We start from the raw sequence: 17138 nt of genomic DNA on the forward strand, positions 1-17138 counted from the left end.
TTAAAAACCGAGTTGGAAATGGGTTTTAAAATACTGGGTAGAACTAGGGTTCAATCTGGGTTAAAGAATAAAAATATGGTAAAAGTTAGTTTCTCAACCTCAACAACGTTTGAGGGCGATTTGAATGCTTTGGTTGAAAATGAACGGACGGCGCTAACGGTTCGTTTTGACCTCGATGAACCCGCACCTGCGGGGGGACTAAAAGTTTATGTTGATAGCGAGGTCGAACAAATTGTTAATCGCTTGGATTTAACCGGATTTGAATTTCGCCCGGTTGCGGAAAATATTGATCCATCGTCAATTGATACCAACTCTGATAGTTCCGGCTTTTTTGTAACGGTTGATGAAGGAGCAACGACGGGGAGCTTTACGATTAATGTACTCGACAACCTCGAACCGGACAGAGCTTTGCCAGAAATCCTCGATGGCTTGGTCGAATCTGAGTTTTCGCTCGTCGCGACCGATGGGGTAAATTCTGAAAATACAGAGTTGGCGGGCGATCTCGGCGACTATACCCTTAACCCGGATGCGGCATCTTCTACGGTGTTATTTGCCGATGATGAAAGTCAGCTACCCGTCTCCGCTCCTCCCCTCAATCCGGGCTATGATGAAGCGGTGAGTGGAGATATTTCTACCGACCCCAACAACCCGTTAGAACTGCCATTATCGGAAGGAATCACCCCCCTATCGGCGACCACAAGCGACGGAGATCAGGAGTACGTTACCGTCACCATTCCCGAAGGCTTCCAACTCGACACGTTGGTTCTCGAATCCTTTTCTGAGAGCAACGTTGCTTTTATCGGGGTGCAAGAAGGCGATACCTTTACCGAACCCCTAAATGATTCTGCGGTTCGAGGAAACCTCTTGGGCTACGCTTTGTTTGGAGAACCCCGACAGGTGGGAACAGATATCCTCGATAACATTGCGCGGGGATGGGCGGCGATTGGTTTCGAGGGTGCATTACCCGGTGGAGTTTACACGTTTGCACTCCAACAAATTGGAATCTCCAGTGACTACACTTTAGCTTTCAATGTATCTGAATCCCCGGTAGAACCCACACCCGAAGCCGCCAATGATTTCCTCACGGGGGAGAATTTCTTGGGCGGAAGGGATACCGATACCATTACCGACTTTGATGTTACCTCAGACATGAATGGCTCACTTAGTTCCCCACGCGAAGCTTCCGGTTTGGCTGAAGGTGAAATGGCTTTTGAGGAGCTTTTGATTGCCGATAGCGATGCGGTCCCGGCGATTAGTGCGATAGAAACGGGAGAAACCTTGGCAATTGTTCAAGGTGTTGACGCGGATGAATTCACCCCAAATTTGTTCGCAGTTGCGCCCGATATTTCTCTCGTTTAGTTGGTCGCCCCCTCCACATTTCCACAATTCTAGAGGGGGCGGTTTTAGATTTCACTCTTCTTCAAGAATCGCTTCCATTTTTTGAAGTAAGGTTATAACTCGCTTCCACTTCTTTGGGTTTTTCTCCCACAGTTTTGATTTGTTGAGGCGATGGTAAGTATCTCTGAGTTGAGTTTGAGGAGTATCTTGGTGTTGAGGAACCGACTGGAGTTCTTTGATGCGTTCCTTAATCTGGGTCAGGGAAAGATTTTCGCGCTGCGCCTCATTCAGTAGTTGCTTTCGGATTGTCTCATCTTTGAGTTGGGCAGCGGCTTTGGCTTTGGTGTATTCGATTTTCCCCGAGCGCAGAACGTCTAAAATCTCCTGGGGCAGTTTGAGCAGTGGTAGCTTGTTCCTAATAAAAGACTGCCAATTTTGCCCAACACTTTCAAAAACGGTCAAGACCAACTCCACTTGAGGGCTACCTGTAACGTTACGGGTAACTTTTCCTTTGGCTTCATTATTCATCTGGTGAAGCAAAGAAACCACCTCGGGGACTGTAATTTTTAAGGTCAGTGCAAGCAAAGCCAAAACGCCTTCGGTTTCCTCAATTGGGTTTAGATCCTCCCGTTCTAGGTTTTCAATCAAAGAAACAGCCAGAGCTTCTTCATTACTTAGTTCTCGGATAACAACAGGAATTGACTCTAGCTTCAGAAGTTGAACAGCCCGGTATCGACGTTCTCCAGCCACCAGTTCGTATTTTCCTCCTTGAACGGGCCGAACCAGTATAGGTTCAAGCAAACCGTATTCAGCAATGGAAGCCGAAAGCTGTTTAATTTTGTCCTCGTCGAAATACCGCCGGGGCTGAGAAGCTGGCAGAACAATTGCGCTCAGGGGTAAAGTTGAATCCCCCTCAGTTGAATCAGTGGGAATGTCCATTCCCAAGAACGCTTTGAGGTTGCCGCGCTTAACCAAGTTTCAACGCCTCCGAAAATAAATTGTTGTAGTCTTTTACCGCCGCTTTAGCACTCGGGTCAGACAATTCAAACGCCGTAGCTGGAGGATCGCTAAGGCACTGTCTTTGATAAACAATTGAATTGAGGAGAAGAAATCTGGGATCGGAAGAAAGGAGTTCTTGGGCTTCTCTTAGTTGTAGGGTGTTCTTAACCGCCCGACTCAAGAACAATCCGGCTTGAGGTTTACCCCCTCGCATTTTCTGAATGTGTCGAATGATTTGCAAAATTTTATGACTGCTACTGACATCCAAGCCAGAAGGTTGACAGGGAACGAAGGCAATATCACAAGCTCCCAAAATGGCTTTGGTAACTTCACTCAAACTTTTTGAACAACCCACTCTTAAGCTGTTTATCTACTTCAGTATCCTTGACCCTATTTAGCTAGAACTACTCACCTGTAGCAATTAAAACCTCTGCATAAAGTTGACTGCTCACTCCCCAACCTGCTTGTTCGATTAAATCACTATCACTTCCCTAAAAAGTTCGTCTTCTCACATTTCACTCGCGCACGATTACTTTATCAGAAATAATTTAACTCATTTGTTTAATGCTTCTGAAATCTACAAATTATCAAACAGATTTATACTCCCTTTTTCAGTAAGAACAATGAAAATTTAACAGAGAGCAGTAAACTAATTTATACATCCCGTTCAAGTCAATATAGAAAAACTGATGCCAAATGCTCAGATAGTAGCAGATAGATTTCATGTAATGAAGTCAGTTAATCAAGAATTAGATCTAAAAAGAAAAGCCGAGAAAAGACGGGTGGAAAACTTGAAAAATTCCACAGAAAAAAACGAAAATTAGAAGGGTTAAAAAACAGCAAGTATCCACTACTTAAAAAGAAAGAAAAACTGAATGAAGATGAGAAAAATAAATTAAAAGAAATTCAACAAACCGCACCAGAATTAATGGAAATGTATAAAAGAAAAGAGCAGCTAAGAGATCTATTTGAAAGTCCTATTACAGCCAACGATGCTTTGTGGGATCTCATCGAATGGCTGGAATTATCTGCTGATTATTTCCCGAAAAGTTGTCAAACCATAAAAAGATGGATGAGCGAAATTTTAGCTTATTTTAATTGCCGAACAACTCAAGGAGCCGTAGAAGGTATAAATCAAAAAATTAAACTCATAAAAAGAAGAGCTTACGGGCTAACTAATTTTGACAACTTTAGAAGAAGAGTTTTGTTAAATTGGCATTTTTGCTATTAATTTATCATACTCAGTCTAGAAGAGCCGTATTTTTAAACAGCAACAACCCTGAATCATGGGCATCGGTAACGCACAAATCCAGGTTTACCGTTGGTTAAATCTGTCAAAGACTTTTGATCATCTGAGAGCTGAAAATATCTGTCGGAAATCCAAGTTTCCCCTTCGCCAGACAATTCAATGCTTAACTCAAGGTCAGAATTACCATGAGCGACAACAGAACGAACAGAGCCTTCACTTTCATAAAACTCAACACGGTCTGCACTAATGATGAGCTTTCCTTCAGATGAACGAGAACTACAGCTTTCCAAATCTAAGTCCCACTTCCCCCGAAACTGAGCCGGGATGGTTTGTTGCTGAGGAGCCGCCGTTGCAATGCCAGTGGTAAGCGTCAAGATAAGTGTCAATAGTTTAATCATTTGATGGGTTCTTCAATATCTGGGCTTGTAATTGTTAATTGTAATGACCTGTAATCATAAATTCTCGACTCACATTAGGCATCATGTAGATAACAATCATCTGTAAGTTCTTTAACTTGATTTACCGTCTAACCGCTGATTTTGTTGTCCTCATCCATTTGGCGTTCATCTTATTCGCTTCCCTGGGAGGATTGTTGGTACTGAAGTATCCTCGTTGTGCGCTTCTCCATCTGCCTGCCTTGACCTGGGCTGTACTCCTAACTCTCTTCGGTTGGGTATGTCCCCTCACACCATTAGAAAACTGGCTCAGAGAACGTGGTGGAATGAGCGGTTATGATACCAGTTTTATCGAACACTATATCCTGCCTATAATTTACCCTGGAGAACTAACACGAACAATACAAATCTTCTTAGGTATGTTGCTATTAGTTATCAATCTAGGTATTTATGGGTCTCGTATCCTCAAAACTAAGGATTGAAAAGTACGTTAGTCTGTTACTATTCTAGAGTCTAGAGTCTAGAGTCAAAAACATGGCTTGATCGTAGCGTTCTTGGACAAAGTAGAGTAGTAACTTAGTTATTGAGGATCTTAGCGGTATAATGCTTTTCTAGTTGTTTTAAAAAACAACTATGGATTTTTGTTAAGTTTTGAATTAAATATTAAATGTTAGAGTTAAACTGCTGGTCAAGAGCATCAGGGTGAAAATTAAGTTTATTTTTTGTTGTTCTCATAGAACTGCAATTAGGAAGTGGCTTGGAAATCCTTAAAGATTTGGATTGAAGCTTGGCTGAAAATTGATGGAAAATTTAATTGTATAATGCCATGAAAAAAACAATATTATTTACCCTTGTTAGCTTGGTTGGCATAGCTGTAGAAACTCTGTTTGTTGAACCCACTCAAGCAGCCCTGCTTACTTATCGCTTTCAAGCAACTGTAACCGATTTTTATTTTACAGAAAGGATCAAAGAATACCCAACTACAGATTTAGCTGCTTTAAACCTGATTAATATTGGCGACATAATCAAAGGTGAATATCGTTTTGACCCCAATAACTTTGTTACTCTTCCCACAGGATTACAACTGGATAATTCGCCCGGAACGGGAGTGACTGCAAGTGTTGAAAACTACACTTTTAAGACAATTTCAGGAGCTGCGCCAGTTGGATATAATATTGCTTTTCCCGGTGATGGTAGTGACTTCTTAACTGTGGGCATCGTAGAAGTTAATAATTTAATCAAAACTGATGGAATTTAAGGCTCATACCGTTTATCTTATAGCAGTATGGAACTGAGGAATTTCAGTGCTTTTAACCTCGGTAATTTTACAATTACTTCGGCTTTATTTGAACCACAGGATGTAGAAGATGGTATTCCAGATTTTTTTATTAACTCTAAAGTCACAAAAATATCAGTGCCAGAACCATCTTTAGCTATTGGACTTTTAGTTTTTGGTATCTTCGGTAAACTATTTGGCTATAGACAAAAACTCTAGTTTTACGCTTAGAAATATTGTGGAGGTGGAGCCAATGATTGTTCTATTTAATGAAGGAAACTACCACGTCTAGCTATCAGCCTTCATAAACGGCAAACACCTCTGCAAGTCGCACGTCAACCCATTGACTCTTGCAGGGGTTATTATTTGTGTTCTGCGCTTGGAAGCTGAAATCTTTATCTGTTAGGGGTTGTAGCGGTCTATGGTTTTCTAACTGCTGCAAGGGTAAACAAAAAATTTTTTTCAAAATTCATAAAATTGACATCTTTAACTGATAGATCCTCAGTAGAACATTAGAGGTACAATTTTATGGGTTGGTTTTTCTCTGTTTTAATTATCTGTGCAAGCCTTGCTTCTCTTGCTGGGGCTGGGAATCAAAAAGGAAACTCTAGAAATAATCGATCAACTTTTCATAAATCAGTAATATACGGAAACAATAACAGCAGATCTAGTACCGCTATTTATGGTGGTGCTGTTTCCAGTAGTAGTTGTGGTGGTAGTTCTTCCAGTAGTAGTTGTGGTGGTAGTTCTTCCAGTGGTAGTTGTGGTGGTGGTGGTTACGGTGGATGTTAATCAAGATTTCACTCATTAATTAATAACAAATCAACTGAGACGTTCCCATAGCGCCTCTATTTTGCTTGATAGCAATGCAGTATTGCAGTGATGCCTTACTGATTGCAGCAGGCGCAGTATGTCAATCAATCATCCTTTACTCCTTGCTGTGAGAGGTATTCATCCAACAGCACCCTCACGACTTCAGCACATTGACCCAGGCATAAGTCAATAATCTAACAGTAAAATGACTATAGTGTAGTTTAAGTTGTTAGGGAGCTTTCTGAGTTACGAATAGGGATCTTCTAGAGAGGTTTGAATCGATGAGACGTCCTACAAACGTTACGATTATCGCCATTTTGCAGGTAATTAGCGGCATTTTTAACCTGGTCGATTGTTTCATTTGGCTGTTAATTGGAGGTGTCGGTGGTGTTATTGTTTCGGCAATTGGCGGGTCAGGGCTTGCTGCAATATTCGGTGGATTCTTTATTATCTTCGCCTCGATTAGTTTAGCACTCGGACTGATGTCTTTTGTTTTGAGTTTGAGTTTATTGCAACTTAGAGGATGGGCTTGGATTGGAACGGTAATTGTCCATATTGTCGCCTTGATGATGGAGGTGACGAAGTTGCTGGGTAGCGGTGGAGTTGCGGTGAATTATCTAACCGTTGGCTTCGCGATCGTAATTCTTTACTATCTGATGCGACCCGAGGTTAAACAGGCATTTAGAGTTTGAGTCGGCAGCAAGTGCCATGTCTAACTTGAGGTAAAATTGCAGTAGATACTTACTGATTGCAGTAACGCAGTACATCAATCATCCTTTACTCCTTTTTTCAACCCAGGCGATCGCATTATCGGGCAAATACACCGTTCTATCCTTTCCACCTTTCCCCTGTCGGATGGATAACGCCCCCGTTTCCGGGGTAAAATCCTGTAACCCTAACTTCACCACTGCTGTACTGTAGCTCTCTGCATCCATCAACTTCAGTTTTCGGGCTTCTTGTAGCACCCGCCGCAACGCCGCTATCATCTTCTTGACTGTCACCGGAGCATGACGTTCTAACAAAACGGCTTGAACCGCTGCCGTGTGTTGATACCTTAAAGCAGCCCAGTCCAGGGTATCGGCATCACATTCACCATTGGTCAGAATTGAAGCGATCGCATCGAGAGACTGTTTCATTGTTGGTCGGGAGCCAGACCCCAAACTTCTAAGGTACACCGCCGCTGGATGTAGGGTCAAGGGTAAGGGAGCGCTCAGAGCCAGTGTAGCCGTAAAGGTGGGCTGCATTTACTTATTAAAAGTACAGTTCTAAATATTCATTTTTTCACAGAAATGACACTTTTGTTTAACGCCAATAATACCCGGATTGTATTACGCTCTTGACAGTTTGTAGTATATTAATGTAGTATATATGCAACAGGGTAATACAGGACTCGAATCTGCTTACTCAGGGGATGCTGCTTAGTTGGATGAGTGCCATTTCAGAAAAAATGGCTCGAACCGATGAGGGAATAACAGGTAGAACTTGACAAACTGAATTTCGGAGGTAATTTTAATGATGTTCGCAATTCAAATTTTAACAAAAATTAACTTGAGTTTATTGTAGTTTCAATGATGTTTAAATCAGCAAAAAAATTAACAAATTAAAAATCAAAAATGGGAGTAACAGAATGGCAGATAGAAAATTAGCAACCATTCAAAAAATTGTAGATATTAAACCGATTTTAAATGCAGATACTATTGAAGTCGCAAAAATAAAAAATTGGAATGTGGTTACAAAGAAAGGTGAATATCTAGTTGGAGATTTGTGTATTTACTGTGAAATTGATTCATTTTTACCAATTAAAGATGAGTTTGAATTTTTAAGAAAAAGTAGTTATAAAAAATTACCGGATGGTTCAGAGGGATTTCGGTTACGCACTGTAAAACTTCGAGGTCAAGTCAGTCAAGGTTTGGTATTACCAACCTCTATCTTAGACTCATCGGATTCCCTAGAGATTGGTAAGGATGTTACTGATTGCTTAGGGATTAAAAAATATGCACCTCCGATACCTGCTAATTTAGCAGGTAAAGTTAAAGGTCAATATCCAAGCTTTATTCCAAAAACGGGAGGTGATCGCATTCAAAACTTAGTTGAAGATTACGATCAAATCAAAGAACAAGACTTTTACGTAACAGAAAAATTAGAAGGCTGTAGTGTCACTTATTATTATCGAGATGGTAAATTTGGGGTCTGCTCAAGAAATTTAGATTTACTAGAAGATGAAAATAACATTCTATGGCAAATAGCTCGGAAAAGTAAAGTTGAAGAAAAAATCAAACCTTTAGATCAGAATATTGCTATTCAAGGCGAACTGATTGGGCCAGGAATTCAAGGAAATATTTACAAATTAAATGAGCATCAATTTAAAGTATTTTCGATTTACTCAATTGATGAAGCTCGTTATTTTAATTTTAATGAATTGAACTCTATTTTGTATAAAACTGAATTAGACAGGAGTTTAAAACCTATTGAGACCGTCCCATTATTAGAGGGTATATACCAACTATAGCACTACGCATAAAGGTTAGGACATTTCTAAATCCTAGAATCCTCTCTTGGTGCGCGTTCCCTAGCGCCCGCAGGTGGCGCGGGTTCGCACCGCTTTCATAGTCTGCTGTTCCCTGTTCCCTGTTCCCTGTTCCCGATTCAAGTAGCGCTATACCACTAACCATAGATGATTTACTTAAAATGGCGGATGGGAAGTCAAAGATTAATCGAGAAGTGGATCGAGAAGGCTTGTTTTTGTATTCAATGACAACAGATCTAAAATTCAAAGTAATTTCAAACAAATATTTACTAAAATCAGACCTTTAAGTGTAGTTTTTTTGTGCCAGCCTTTATTCCAGGTCTTTTCTGTGATTGTTTATAAGGATTTGAAAACAAATCTGGATTGATGAGTGTGACTAAATTACTCTGTAGGTCTAGTGAGCCAAATATTGTGTTCAAAAATACAGGGGTCTTGGGTGTGAGCCATGTTGAACTCAGTCTAAAGTGCTGGGTCAATTCCTGAGTACCAAGCACAAACTACACCCTTCTCTATCATCTCAAAATCTTCCGGTTTGACTACCGCAAGACAAATACCACCCGGACATTTGGGATTATAAACTTCCTCAAACCAAGTGTGCCAAATACCATTTTGACTACCACATTCTTGACTTAATGTCATTTCTCGCCCTTGTTCCATCTGCAATTCTTCCCACTGACAACTTTCGTCAGACCAGTTACCACCTCGTTGTTGACACCAACTTTGATGTGCGCGAATCATTGCTGTCTTAGTAGATTGAGCCTCCGTCCTTTCTGCTATGCAGATAGACAGTCCAATAACACCTACCAAACATAGGATAGAACGTTGTATGGAATTGCGATTCATAGAGATTTTGTCGAAAAACTTTACTCTCTCTTTCAGTGCCTAAAATTAACAGTCAGTAAAAATCGCTGCGATCGCATTCAACCTGCACCCTCAATCCGTGATAATCTTCTAGAGTCAAGAATCTAGAGTCTAAAGTATGGCTTGTAGATTATCCATATTTAATATGAAAGGCGGTGTTGCCAAGTCAACGACTGCCTATAACCTAGCTGTGGGACTTGTGAAGTTCCATAAACAGCGAGTTCTACTCATCGATATTGATCCTCAAGGAAATTCCAGTGCGGCTTTGGGGATTTCCATTTGGGAACTTCAAACCCAACTCAAAGATGCGTTGCAGCGGAAAGTGGACATTACTGAAGTGATTGTCCCAACTGAGTCAGGGGTTGATGTTGCGCCCTCTAATTTGTTGTTAGCCGAAGAAGAAATCCCCATTTCAGGAATTCCAGGCCGAGAAGTTCTGCTCAGAAAAGCGATCGCAACTGTTGATGCTGAGTATGATTGGATTCTGATTGATTGTCCGCCTAATGTTGGGGTGTTTGCTATTAATGCGCTGATGGCTTCTGAAGCGGTGTTGGTTCCAGTCGATATGAGCTATATGGGACTGTTGGGGATTCAGGGGATTGAACGGACATTGAAACTTGTCCAAGATTTTCTTGACCATCCCATTGAGATTGCTGGAGTATTGGCGACCCGCTACGACAAACGAAATAACCTCAGCGCCGAAGTTTTGGAATCTTTGAAAGAACACTTTGGGGACAAGTTGTGCAGTTCCATCATTCCTGAAACGGTGAGAATTCGGGAAGCTCCCTCTCATCACCAATCTATTTTTGAGTTTGACCCCAATGGTGCAGGGGCTAAAGCTTACAAAGCATTATCGAAAGAGGTGTTCTCATGGCAGTGAAGAAAAGCAAGGGCTTGGGCAGTAATCCTCTCGACCGTGGGATTTTCTCCAAGACAGATTCCCAAGAAGAACCGCCAGAGGTAGAACTCAAGAGTCAAGAGTCGGGAGTTGAGATTCAACAGTCAAAAGTCAAAAGTCAGGAGTCAAGAAAACAGAAGGATTCAGAATCAAGTCAAGAGTCAACTGTTAATACTCAAGAGTCAAGAGTCAAGAGTGTAGAGTCAAGATTCTTGAACAGAGAACAAGCAGAACTGAAGGGAACCAATGTCAGACTGCCGATTGAGTTGATTGACTGGGTTGATGACTTGGTGAAGCAAGGGAGCAGGGACAAGAACAAGTCCAGAATACCCAAAGAGGTTTGGTTTCAAGCGGCTTTAGAACTGTTTCAAGCCATGCCCGTTGATTGGGATGACATCTCAGATGAGGATGAATTGAAGGATAAACTCAAGAGTCTAGAGTCTATAATCAAGAATCTATAGTCTAGAGTCAAGAATTTATTTTAAAGGATAATACAAGTTCCTCCGCTTCTCCCCAGTCACTCTGCTGATGTCCTTGCTTTGACTCCAAGCCCGAAAATGTTCGTGAGTCAATGTCCACTTCCCGTTCAACAGTGTCATATTGACTTCTAACCGTCGAGCCAGGTCTGAAGCTTTCAACGGTTGCCGAAAACATATCGATCTCGGCAATTTTTCATGGCATTAGAAACGATAGCACTAGGGCTTGAGTCTTATAAGATGTAACGCTTCTACGTTCATTTTTGGCAAAGTTTTGATATTCATATCTTCCAAACCAGATTTGAGATAATTTGTCAAATATCTGAACACTCAAACATTTGCAAAAACTTATTAATTTGCTCGAAAAATTAGACTACAGAGGGGAGAGCGATTCACAAGCTATAAGCTATACACAGCAGTGTTTTGACTCTCATATTACCTCTCATTGCACGAACCTTCTATTTGCGTCCAGTAAGCGTTTCAGCCAAGCGCGGGGTTCCCTGTACATCTGGTACGCTGGAACGCCCGACCGGGAAGCAGTATCCGGGGGATTGTCGCCCCCGGAAAGCAAAACCTAATTGGAAAGTCAAAAAACTGCATAAGTTATCAATTACCGGAGATATGTTTGGATGATGAACTTAGATGGCTAATTTATTTAAAGAGTGGAGCTATGGCTTTCAGAACAATATTTGTACTATCAGTTCAATTATTCGTTTGGCTGATGGTTAATTTATCTATGAACTTAACTGATGGAAGAATTTTTTCAGTTGCTTACGGGCAGACAAGTCAGGACTCAAAAGCTGACCGTCCAAAATTACAAGAAAATCCATTGGAAGCCGACCCAGAAAATGCAGAATCCAACCAAAATTCATTAAAAGCCAATCCCCAACACCTGAAAAAATTAAAAGATACTAAAGAATGTCCGGGCTGTAATTTAGCTGAAGCCGACCTCAGAGAATTTGATTTAAAGGATGCAAACTTAAAAGGTGCAAACTTAAAAGGTGCAAATCTACAGGGAGTTAATCTCAGAGAAGCCAACCTTGTAGAAACCAACTTTGAGGGGGCAAATCTTGAAGGTACAATTTTAGCAGAAGCCGATTTGAAGAAGGCTATTTTAGTGAAAAGCAATTTGAAAAATAGCAATCTCAAGAAGGCTCATCTTAAAAAGGTAAATCTGGATCTGGCTAACTTGAGTCAAGCTGACTTGAGCTATTCTTATCTCAAAGGCAGCACGTTGAAAGGCACAAATCTTCAAGAAGCTAATCTGAGTTACAGTAATTCAGAAGCTAGCGGGTTGGTTAGAACAAGTTTTGTCTTTGCCAATCTGAAAAATGCCAACTTAAGCTATGCTAATTTCAAGGGAACAGATATGCGGAAAGCTTATTTAGAGGGAGCAGATCTACGACAAGCAGACTTTACAAGTGATCAGGAGACAATTCAGAGCGGTAGAACTAAGACTCGCTACATTATCATCAGTGCTTTAAATGGAGCTAATTTGAAAGATGCAAATTTACAGGGTGCTAACTTTGAACGGGCAACTTTAATCAGTGTAAATTTGCAAAATGCTGATTTAAGGAATGCTAGGTTAAAATCCGCTCTATTGATATCTTCAAATCTATCAGATGCTGATTTGGGGAGCGCGAACTTGAGATATACTAATTTGGCATCATCAAATCTATCTGGTGCTAATTTGTTAAGTGCTGATTTACATAAAGCTTATTTAGTTAATGCGAATTTAACTGGAGCCAAGTTAAATAATACTCGCCTAACAAATATTAATATGACCAATGCAAACTTTACAGAGGCGAACTTAGAGCAGGCGAAAACTGATGGTAACAATATGTGTGGTGTAATTCTTCCAAATGGAGAGAAAAGTCAGCAAGGCTGTTAAAAAGTCGGGATAGTAGTCAGACGCTTATAGCCTTTAATATGTAAGCAACTCAGGCTTTTGTCAATCTCCAATTTTGTATTTATTTTTGATAATTGCATCGACTTTTCCTCAACTCGATACCTCGCACTCAATAAAAGTAAAAACGCACGAAGTTAGAAGTTTGGGTAGAACTAGCGAAACTGTCATGAAGGGAAATCTAGATAATGCCCGCTACACTCAGATGGTGCATTTGCTGCATAAGCTCTCGGTGGTGAGAAATATATTCCAGTAAAAACTGAAGTTTTGACTAAATTGCAATTCGGGAGTTCGCAAAGCATTAAAATTTCAGTTGGAAGTCTAGAAGAAATTGCAACTAAAAACACTATGCCACTTATTGCTGATACTGAACTTGGTGCATTACTTGGAACTAATTTTTCCGATTCAGAGACATTAGTTCCGGGACAAGTGCAACAGTTTCCGTTGGGTGTGTTAAGTCTCGAGGGAGCTGATACGATTGTTGGGTCTAGTGACAGCGAACTGATTAATGGAAATCAAGATGACGATTTAATTCTAGGTGGATTGGGAACAGACACCTTATTTGGAGGGCAAGATAATGATTCTTTAGATGGACAAGGAAAAGAGGATCAGTTGTTCGGTAATTTGGGTCAGGATACCCTGAATGGGGGTGAAGGCTCTGATAGTTTATTTGGCGGACAAGATAACGATCAACTTTTCGGTAATCAAGGTCAGGATACCTTATCCGGTGACAAGGGTTCAGATACATTAACGGGTGGTGAAGGTGCAGATGTTTTTGTGGCTCAGTTGAGCGGGGCTGAACCCGATTTAATTACGGATTTTCAAGATGGAATTGATTTAATTCAACTTCCGGAAAACCTTGAATTTACCGATTTGCAATTAAGGGAACAAGGAACGGAGCAAATTTTAATCACTGATGCGGCGACAGGTGAAGAATTAGTAATTTTAGAAGGTTTTTCATTATCTGAATTGACAGCAGTTGATTTTATTAGGAGCTTTGATGATATTGTAGAAAAATTAGATTCAGTTCCCGTATTTACAATTACCGACTCGGACGGTTCACCTCTGCTGGGAAACGGGGAGAATGCTTCCGTGGTAGAAGTTTATATCAGCCGTCAGGATGCCGATAATTTTCTCAACGAGTTAGCCATTCAAAATCCGGAACTAGCTTCCTCAGTCCAAGTGACGGCTGTTTCTCTAGGAGACATTTATGAAATTGGTCAGCAAAATCAAAACAACCCAGAACGCTTAACCTTTTCTTTCGTACCCGAACAACAACAGTTAAACTCTGCAAAAGCTATTTTAGAAGCCAATGGTCAAAATATTACTCAGTTTCGGGGGGTTCCCTTATTTTTAGCAAGAGCCGGCACCGATGACCGCGTGATTACAGTACAACAAGGTGATCAACAAGCGATTCCCTTCTTTTTTAATAAAGAAGACTTACAAGGAATGCTTGACCAGTTCAAAACTCAGCAACCGGACTTAATTTCTTCGGTCAAAATTGAGGTGTTACCATTAGAAGTCCTATTAGAAGCATTTCGCACCGATGATGACCAATTTCTAGACTTGATAATTTTGATTCCACCCAGAGAAACGGTAGAATTCATTCAGGAGATGAGGTTAGTGAATACTTCTGAATAAGAGGATTTTGCTAGTTCCAAATACCTCGATTGATGACTATTTTACTTGTTGTTATCTGCCGTATTATACTTCTCAAGACTGTTCTAATTGTGGCTAAAGAGTCAAGAAATCGCTATCAGTTAGAACTCATATTTGTAGTTATATAACAGTGTTAGATATAGATGATAAGGCAGCCAGAAATATTCTCAACTTAGCACTAAAAATACTATCGGGCGGACAGGAATCAACGCTCAGGGAGAGAAGAACCGAGGCTATTGATCAGGAAACTTAGATTTAGTAAGTTCACTCAAAGAACTGAGAATCCCTCGCTTGAGCGCGATGGGAGCGTCAACATACTTTTGTCCTAACCATAGCGCGTAGTGCTAAATTGCATAACTTCCACCCGGTTGCAAATAGAGGAGAGTGAACAGCAATAATTCATTCTCATACGGGGGAACTCTGCACTATGGTTTTGACACCTGACTCATCTGGATTACGTTTGATTGGTGATGCTAGTTCTGAAACTGTTTTCGTCACCTCTCAGCAAGCGACAGATTTTCCGGAAGGTATTTTTATGCTAGAAGGAGATGATACCGTTACAGGTTCGTCCTTAAATGACTTGATTTATGGGAATCAAGGAGAAGACTTGATCGATGGAGGTTTGGGGGGAAATGACACGATCTATGGAGGTCAGGGTAAAGACCTTTTGGGTAGTACATCGGGTGATAATATTTTGTTGGGTAACTTCGATAATGATTTGTTAACAGGAGGTGCCGGAAACGATCAACTATTTGGCGGTCAAGGAGATGATCTGATTGGAGGAGAGGGAGGCGGAAATGACACTTTATCAGGAGATTTAGGGAGAGATATTATCCTCGGAAGAAATACTCTATTCAGTGACACAAACCGCAAACTTTATCTGCTTCAGGCAGAACCCAACGTCTTCAATGTTAACAGTGCCGATCTAATTGGAAATTTTTTAGTGGGAGTCGATCAATTTGGCTTAACAGGAGGATTAACCGCCAATGATATAGCTTTAGAAGAAATACAGAATGTTTCGATTACAATCAACTTTGACGGCAATCAAGCTTTTCAAGATTTAATAGGTATACTCGATCCAAGCTCAAGTACACTATTTTCTGGACTTAATGGTTCAATATCTGGAACCTTAATTCGGGAAGCATCTACAGGTACAATGATTGGTGTTGTTGCTGATGTAACTCCAGAACAGCTTCAAAATAGCTTTATAACGGTTTAATCGTTCGGAAATCAATTCTGGCTCTCCTGAAAACCAGGGGAGCAATTTCTAAAACTTGACAAGCTAGAGGGAATTGTTTACGGTTGAGTTACTGTTTTAAAATCCGAGGCGAAGCGTTAGGAAAAATGGGATGAGTGTGCTATCTAGATACTGGCGTTGGGTGAAAGTTGACAGTTTTGGAAAATGTAAAATTCAAGAAGTAGAAGCTGCAAAAGCTTTTGTTCTAGAACACTTTGCTGAACTTGATCGTTCAGAATGTCATGCTCAGATTCAACGTCAACTGGTAGAATGGCATCAGAGTAAATTTTCTCATCTAGCAGAAGTTTGTCTGTGCTGTTTTATCTCTAATCAAATCCGAAATATTTGTCTAGAACTCGAAAACAAATTTGGTCAAAATCATAATTTTACTTCCGATGAAATTTTTCCTTTAGTTCTTGAATATGCTCCGAAAAGCCAAATCCCAACCCTGCATCCTGAATCTCTTTCGAGTCGCATTCTTCACAACTTCGCTCCGGAAAAAGGAACCCTCTCAACTTGGACAAATCGTGTTGTTAAAACCGATCATAAAATTAAACAATTTCTCCTCGAACATGGGATTGAACAGATAACAGATTGGTTGATTTTGAATCGGACTTCTCCGGGAAAATTGCAACGTCTATTATCGGACTTTCAACGCACTGATACCGAGATTAAAAAGGCTTTGGAACTGCTCAATTCTTATCATAGTGTTTATCGTAACCAACTTTTAAATCAACGGCAATCTGCTTCCACCAAACCCTATCCGGCTCCAACTTTAGAGCAGTTGGGTCAAATGGCAAAACTGTTATCGAACGTTTGCGAATATTCTCCCGAAGAAATCTTAGAACAATTACAAAACCTGGCTAAACTCTTGCGACAAGAGCGAATTTACCGCTTGACAAAAGGACAGGTTAAAATTCAGAACATCGAAACTTTGGTTGAGGTTGATTCCCCCGGTAAAATTGACTCTGAAACCGAAAAACAAGAAGATTTTGCTGTTGCGTATCGTCAGCAGATTGAAGCTTGCTTAACTCACGCAGTCGAGCGAGTTATTCAAGGTCGTATCACCTATTATCAGGGTCAAAAAAACACTCTAAAAGCACAACAAAAAGCCCAAATAAAGACGGATAATTTTCTCAAAGCATTGCATTTATTTCATTGTCGCGAAATATCGATGAGTCAGATCGCTTATCAACTTCAGTTCAATGACCAAACAAATGTAACTCGTTTACTTCAATTAAAAGCATTACGCAACGATATCGGACGAACAACTTTAAAATGCTTATGCGATCGCGTTTTTAAACTTGCACAAGATTATGTGAGTCCTGATCAAATTTTAGACTTAAAATCAAAAGTACAAGATATTTTAGGAGAAGAAATTTCTAAAATTGTTGATCGCCATAGTCAAGAAGTTCAAACACCTTTAGAAAAACGCAAAGAGCGAAGTCAGCTTTCAAAACTAATCTGTCAATATCTCGATGAATCCTACAATTTTCAATGCTAA

20 protein-coding genes and 1 pseudogene are annotated in these 17138 nt (G+C 40.4%); 15 read left to right on the forward strand and 6 right to left on the reverse strand.

The genetic code is table 11. The features are described from left to right. Positions 1 to 75 precede the first annotated feature (75 nt). On the forward strand, positions 76 to 1359 hold the full coding sequence (locus L8106_RS16220) for a hypothetical protein (protein WP_156803715.1): 1284 nt from the start codon (positions 76 to 78) through the stop codon (positions 1357 to 1359). Between the two features lie 51 nt (positions 1360 to 1410). Here L8106_RS16220 and L8106_RS16225 read toward each other — a convergent pair whose 3' ends face one another. Together L8106_RS16225 and L8106_RS16230 are read right to left on the reverse strand one after the other, a co-directional pair. Next, a complete protein-coding gene (locus L8106_RS16225) occupies positions 1411 to 2313 on the reverse strand; it encodes a ParB/RepB/Spo0J family partition protein (RefSeq protein ID WP_009785445.1) in 903 nt (300 codons plus the stop codon). Next, positions 2306 to 2674: a hypothetical protein gene (locus L8106_RS16230; RefSeq protein WP_156803716.1), complete on the reverse strand. Its 369-nt coding sequence runs from the start codon at positions 2672 to 2674 to the stop codon at positions 2306 to 2308. Before L8106_RS16230 ends, L8106_RS16225 begins: the two co-directional genes overlap by 8 nt. A gap of 352 nt (positions 2675 to 3026) precedes the next feature. Here L8106_RS16230 and L8106_RS34480 point away from each other — a divergent pair. Continuing rightward, positions 3027 to 3107: pseudogene (locus L8106_RS34480) on the forward strand (transposase); the annotation flags it as partial. After that, positions 3086 to 3568: a transposase gene (locus L8106_RS33750; protein WP_083798426.1), complete on the forward strand. Its 483-nt coding sequence runs from the start codon at positions 3086 to 3088 to the stop codon at positions 3566 to 3568. The pseudogene L8106_RS34480 and the gene L8106_RS33750, both read left to right, overlap by 22 nt. 53 nt (positions 3569 to 3621) lie before the next feature. Here L8106_RS33750 and L8106_RS16245 read toward each other — a convergent pair whose 3' ends face one another. After that, complete coding sequence (locus L8106_RS16245) at positions 3622 to 3984, reverse strand: hypothetical protein (protein WP_009785449.1); 363 nt, start codon at positions 3982 to 3984, stop codon at positions 3622 to 3624. Between the two features lie 116 nt (positions 3985 to 4100). On the opposite strand from L8106_RS16245, the gene L8106_RS34485 reads away from it, so the two are divergent. The 5 genes from L8106_RS34485 (at position 4101) to L8106_RS16260 (ending at position 6762) form a co-directional block, all read left to right on the forward strand. Further along, a complete protein-coding gene (locus L8106_RS34485) occupies positions 4101 to 4463 on the forward strand; it encodes a DUF2784 domain-containing protein (protein ID WP_071941401.1) in 363 nt (120 codons plus the stop codon). A 344-nt stretch (positions 4464 to 4807) separates the two neighbouring features. Further along, on the forward strand, positions 4808 to 5239 hold the full coding sequence (locus tag L8106_RS16250) for a hypothetical protein (protein ID WP_009785451.1): 432 nt from the start codon (positions 4808 to 4810) through the stop codon (positions 5237 to 5239). A gap of 27 nt (positions 5240 to 5266) precedes the next feature. Continuing rightward, complete coding sequence (locus L8106_RS16255; protein WP_009785452.1) at positions 5267 to 5476, forward strand: hypothetical protein; 210 nt, start codon at positions 5267 to 5269, stop codon at positions 5474 to 5476. Positions 5477 to 5785: 309 nt separating this feature from the next. Beyond that, on the forward strand, positions 5786 to 6049 hold the full coding sequence (locus L8106_RS32300) for a hypothetical protein (RefSeq protein ID WP_156803717.1): 264 nt from the start codon (positions 5786 to 5788) through the stop codon (positions 6047 to 6049). 302 nt (positions 6050 to 6351) lie between these two features. Next, entirely contained in the window at positions 6352 to 6762 is a 411-nt protein-coding gene (locus L8106_RS16260) for a hypothetical protein (protein ID WP_009785453.1), read from the forward strand. A gap of 78 nt (positions 6763 to 6840) precedes the next feature. Here L8106_RS16260 and L8106_RS16265 read toward each other — a convergent pair whose 3' ends face one another. Beyond that, a complete protein-coding gene (locus L8106_RS16265) occupies positions 6841 to 7314 on the reverse strand; it encodes a phage integrase (protein WP_009785454.1) in 474 nt (157 codons plus the stop codon). Between the two features lie 383 nt (positions 7315 to 7697). On the opposite strand from L8106_RS16265, the gene L8106_RS16270 reads away from it, so the two are divergent. Continuing rightward, a complete protein-coding gene (locus L8106_RS16270; protein ID WP_009785455.1) occupies positions 7698 to 8579 on the forward strand; it encodes an RNA ligase (ATP) in 882 nt (293 codons plus the stop codon). Positions 8580 to 9056: 477 nt separating this feature from the next. Here the strand turns inward: L8106_RS16270 and L8106_RS16275 are convergent, their stop codons facing one another. Beyond that, positions 9057 to 9335, reverse strand: a complete 279-nt coding sequence (locus L8106_RS16275; protein WP_009785456.1) for a hypothetical protein — start codon at positions 9333 to 9335, stop codon at positions 9057 to 9059. A 241-nt stretch (positions 9336 to 9576) separates the two neighbouring features. Here L8106_RS16275 and L8106_RS16280 point away from each other — a divergent pair, with 241 nt between their 5' ends. Together L8106_RS16280 and L8106_RS16285 are read left to right on the forward strand one after the other, a co-directional pair. Beyond that, positions 9577 to 10338: a ParA family protein gene (locus L8106_RS16280; protein ID WP_039896517.1), complete on the forward strand. Its 762-nt coding sequence runs from the start codon at positions 9577 to 9579 to the stop codon at positions 10336 to 10338. After that, the gene (locus L8106_RS16285; protein WP_009785458.1) at positions 10329 to 10817 is read left to right on the forward strand and encodes a hypothetical protein; all 489 of its coding nucleotides are present in this window, start codon (positions 10329 to 10331) and stop codon (positions 10815 to 10817) included. Before L8106_RS16280 ends, L8106_RS16285 begins: the two co-directional genes overlap by 10 nt. A gap of 7 nt (positions 10818 to 10824) precedes the next feature. Here the strand turns inward: L8106_RS16285 and L8106_RS16290 are convergent, their stop codons facing one another. Further along, positions 10825 to 11010 carry a hypothetical protein gene (locus tag L8106_RS16290; RefSeq protein ID WP_039896519.1) on the reverse strand — a complete coding sequence of 62 codons (186 nt, stop codon included), beginning with the start codon at positions 11008 to 11010 and terminating at the stop codon, positions 10825 to 10827. A 447-nt stretch (positions 11011 to 11457) separates the two neighbouring features. Between L8106_RS16290 and L8106_RS16295 the strand changes: the two genes are divergently transcribed. From L8106_RS16295 to L8106_RS16310, 4 genes are all read left to right on the forward strand, one after another. Further along, entirely contained in the window at positions 11458 to 12723 is a 1266-nt protein-coding gene (locus L8106_RS16295; RefSeq protein WP_083798427.1) for a pentapeptide repeat-containing protein, read from the forward strand. A 363-nt stretch (positions 12724 to 13086) separates the two neighbouring features. Next, the gene (locus L8106_RS32305; protein ID WP_156803718.1) at positions 13087 to 14379 is read left to right on the forward strand and encodes a Tic22 family protein; all 1293 of its coding nucleotides are present in this window, start codon (positions 13087 to 13089) and stop codon (positions 14377 to 14379) included. A 445-nt stretch (positions 14380 to 14824) separates the two neighbouring features. Further along, positions 14825 to 15616 carry a calcium-binding protein gene (locus L8106_RS16305; protein WP_009785461.1) on the forward strand — a complete coding sequence of 264 codons (792 nt, stop codon included), beginning with the start codon at positions 14825 to 14827 and terminating at the stop codon, positions 15614 to 15616. 130 nt (positions 15617 to 15746) lie between these two features. Further along, positions 15747 to 17138 carry a hypothetical protein gene (locus L8106_RS16310; protein WP_009785462.1) on the forward strand — a complete coding sequence of 464 codons (1392 nt, stop codon included), beginning with the start codon at positions 15747 to 15749 and terminating at the stop codon, positions 17136 to 17138.

The organism is Lyngbya sp. PCC 8106 (assembly GCF_000169095.1).
Classification (GTDB): Bacteria; Cyanobacteriota; Cyanobacteriia; order Cyanobacteriales; family Microcoleaceae; genus Capilliphycus.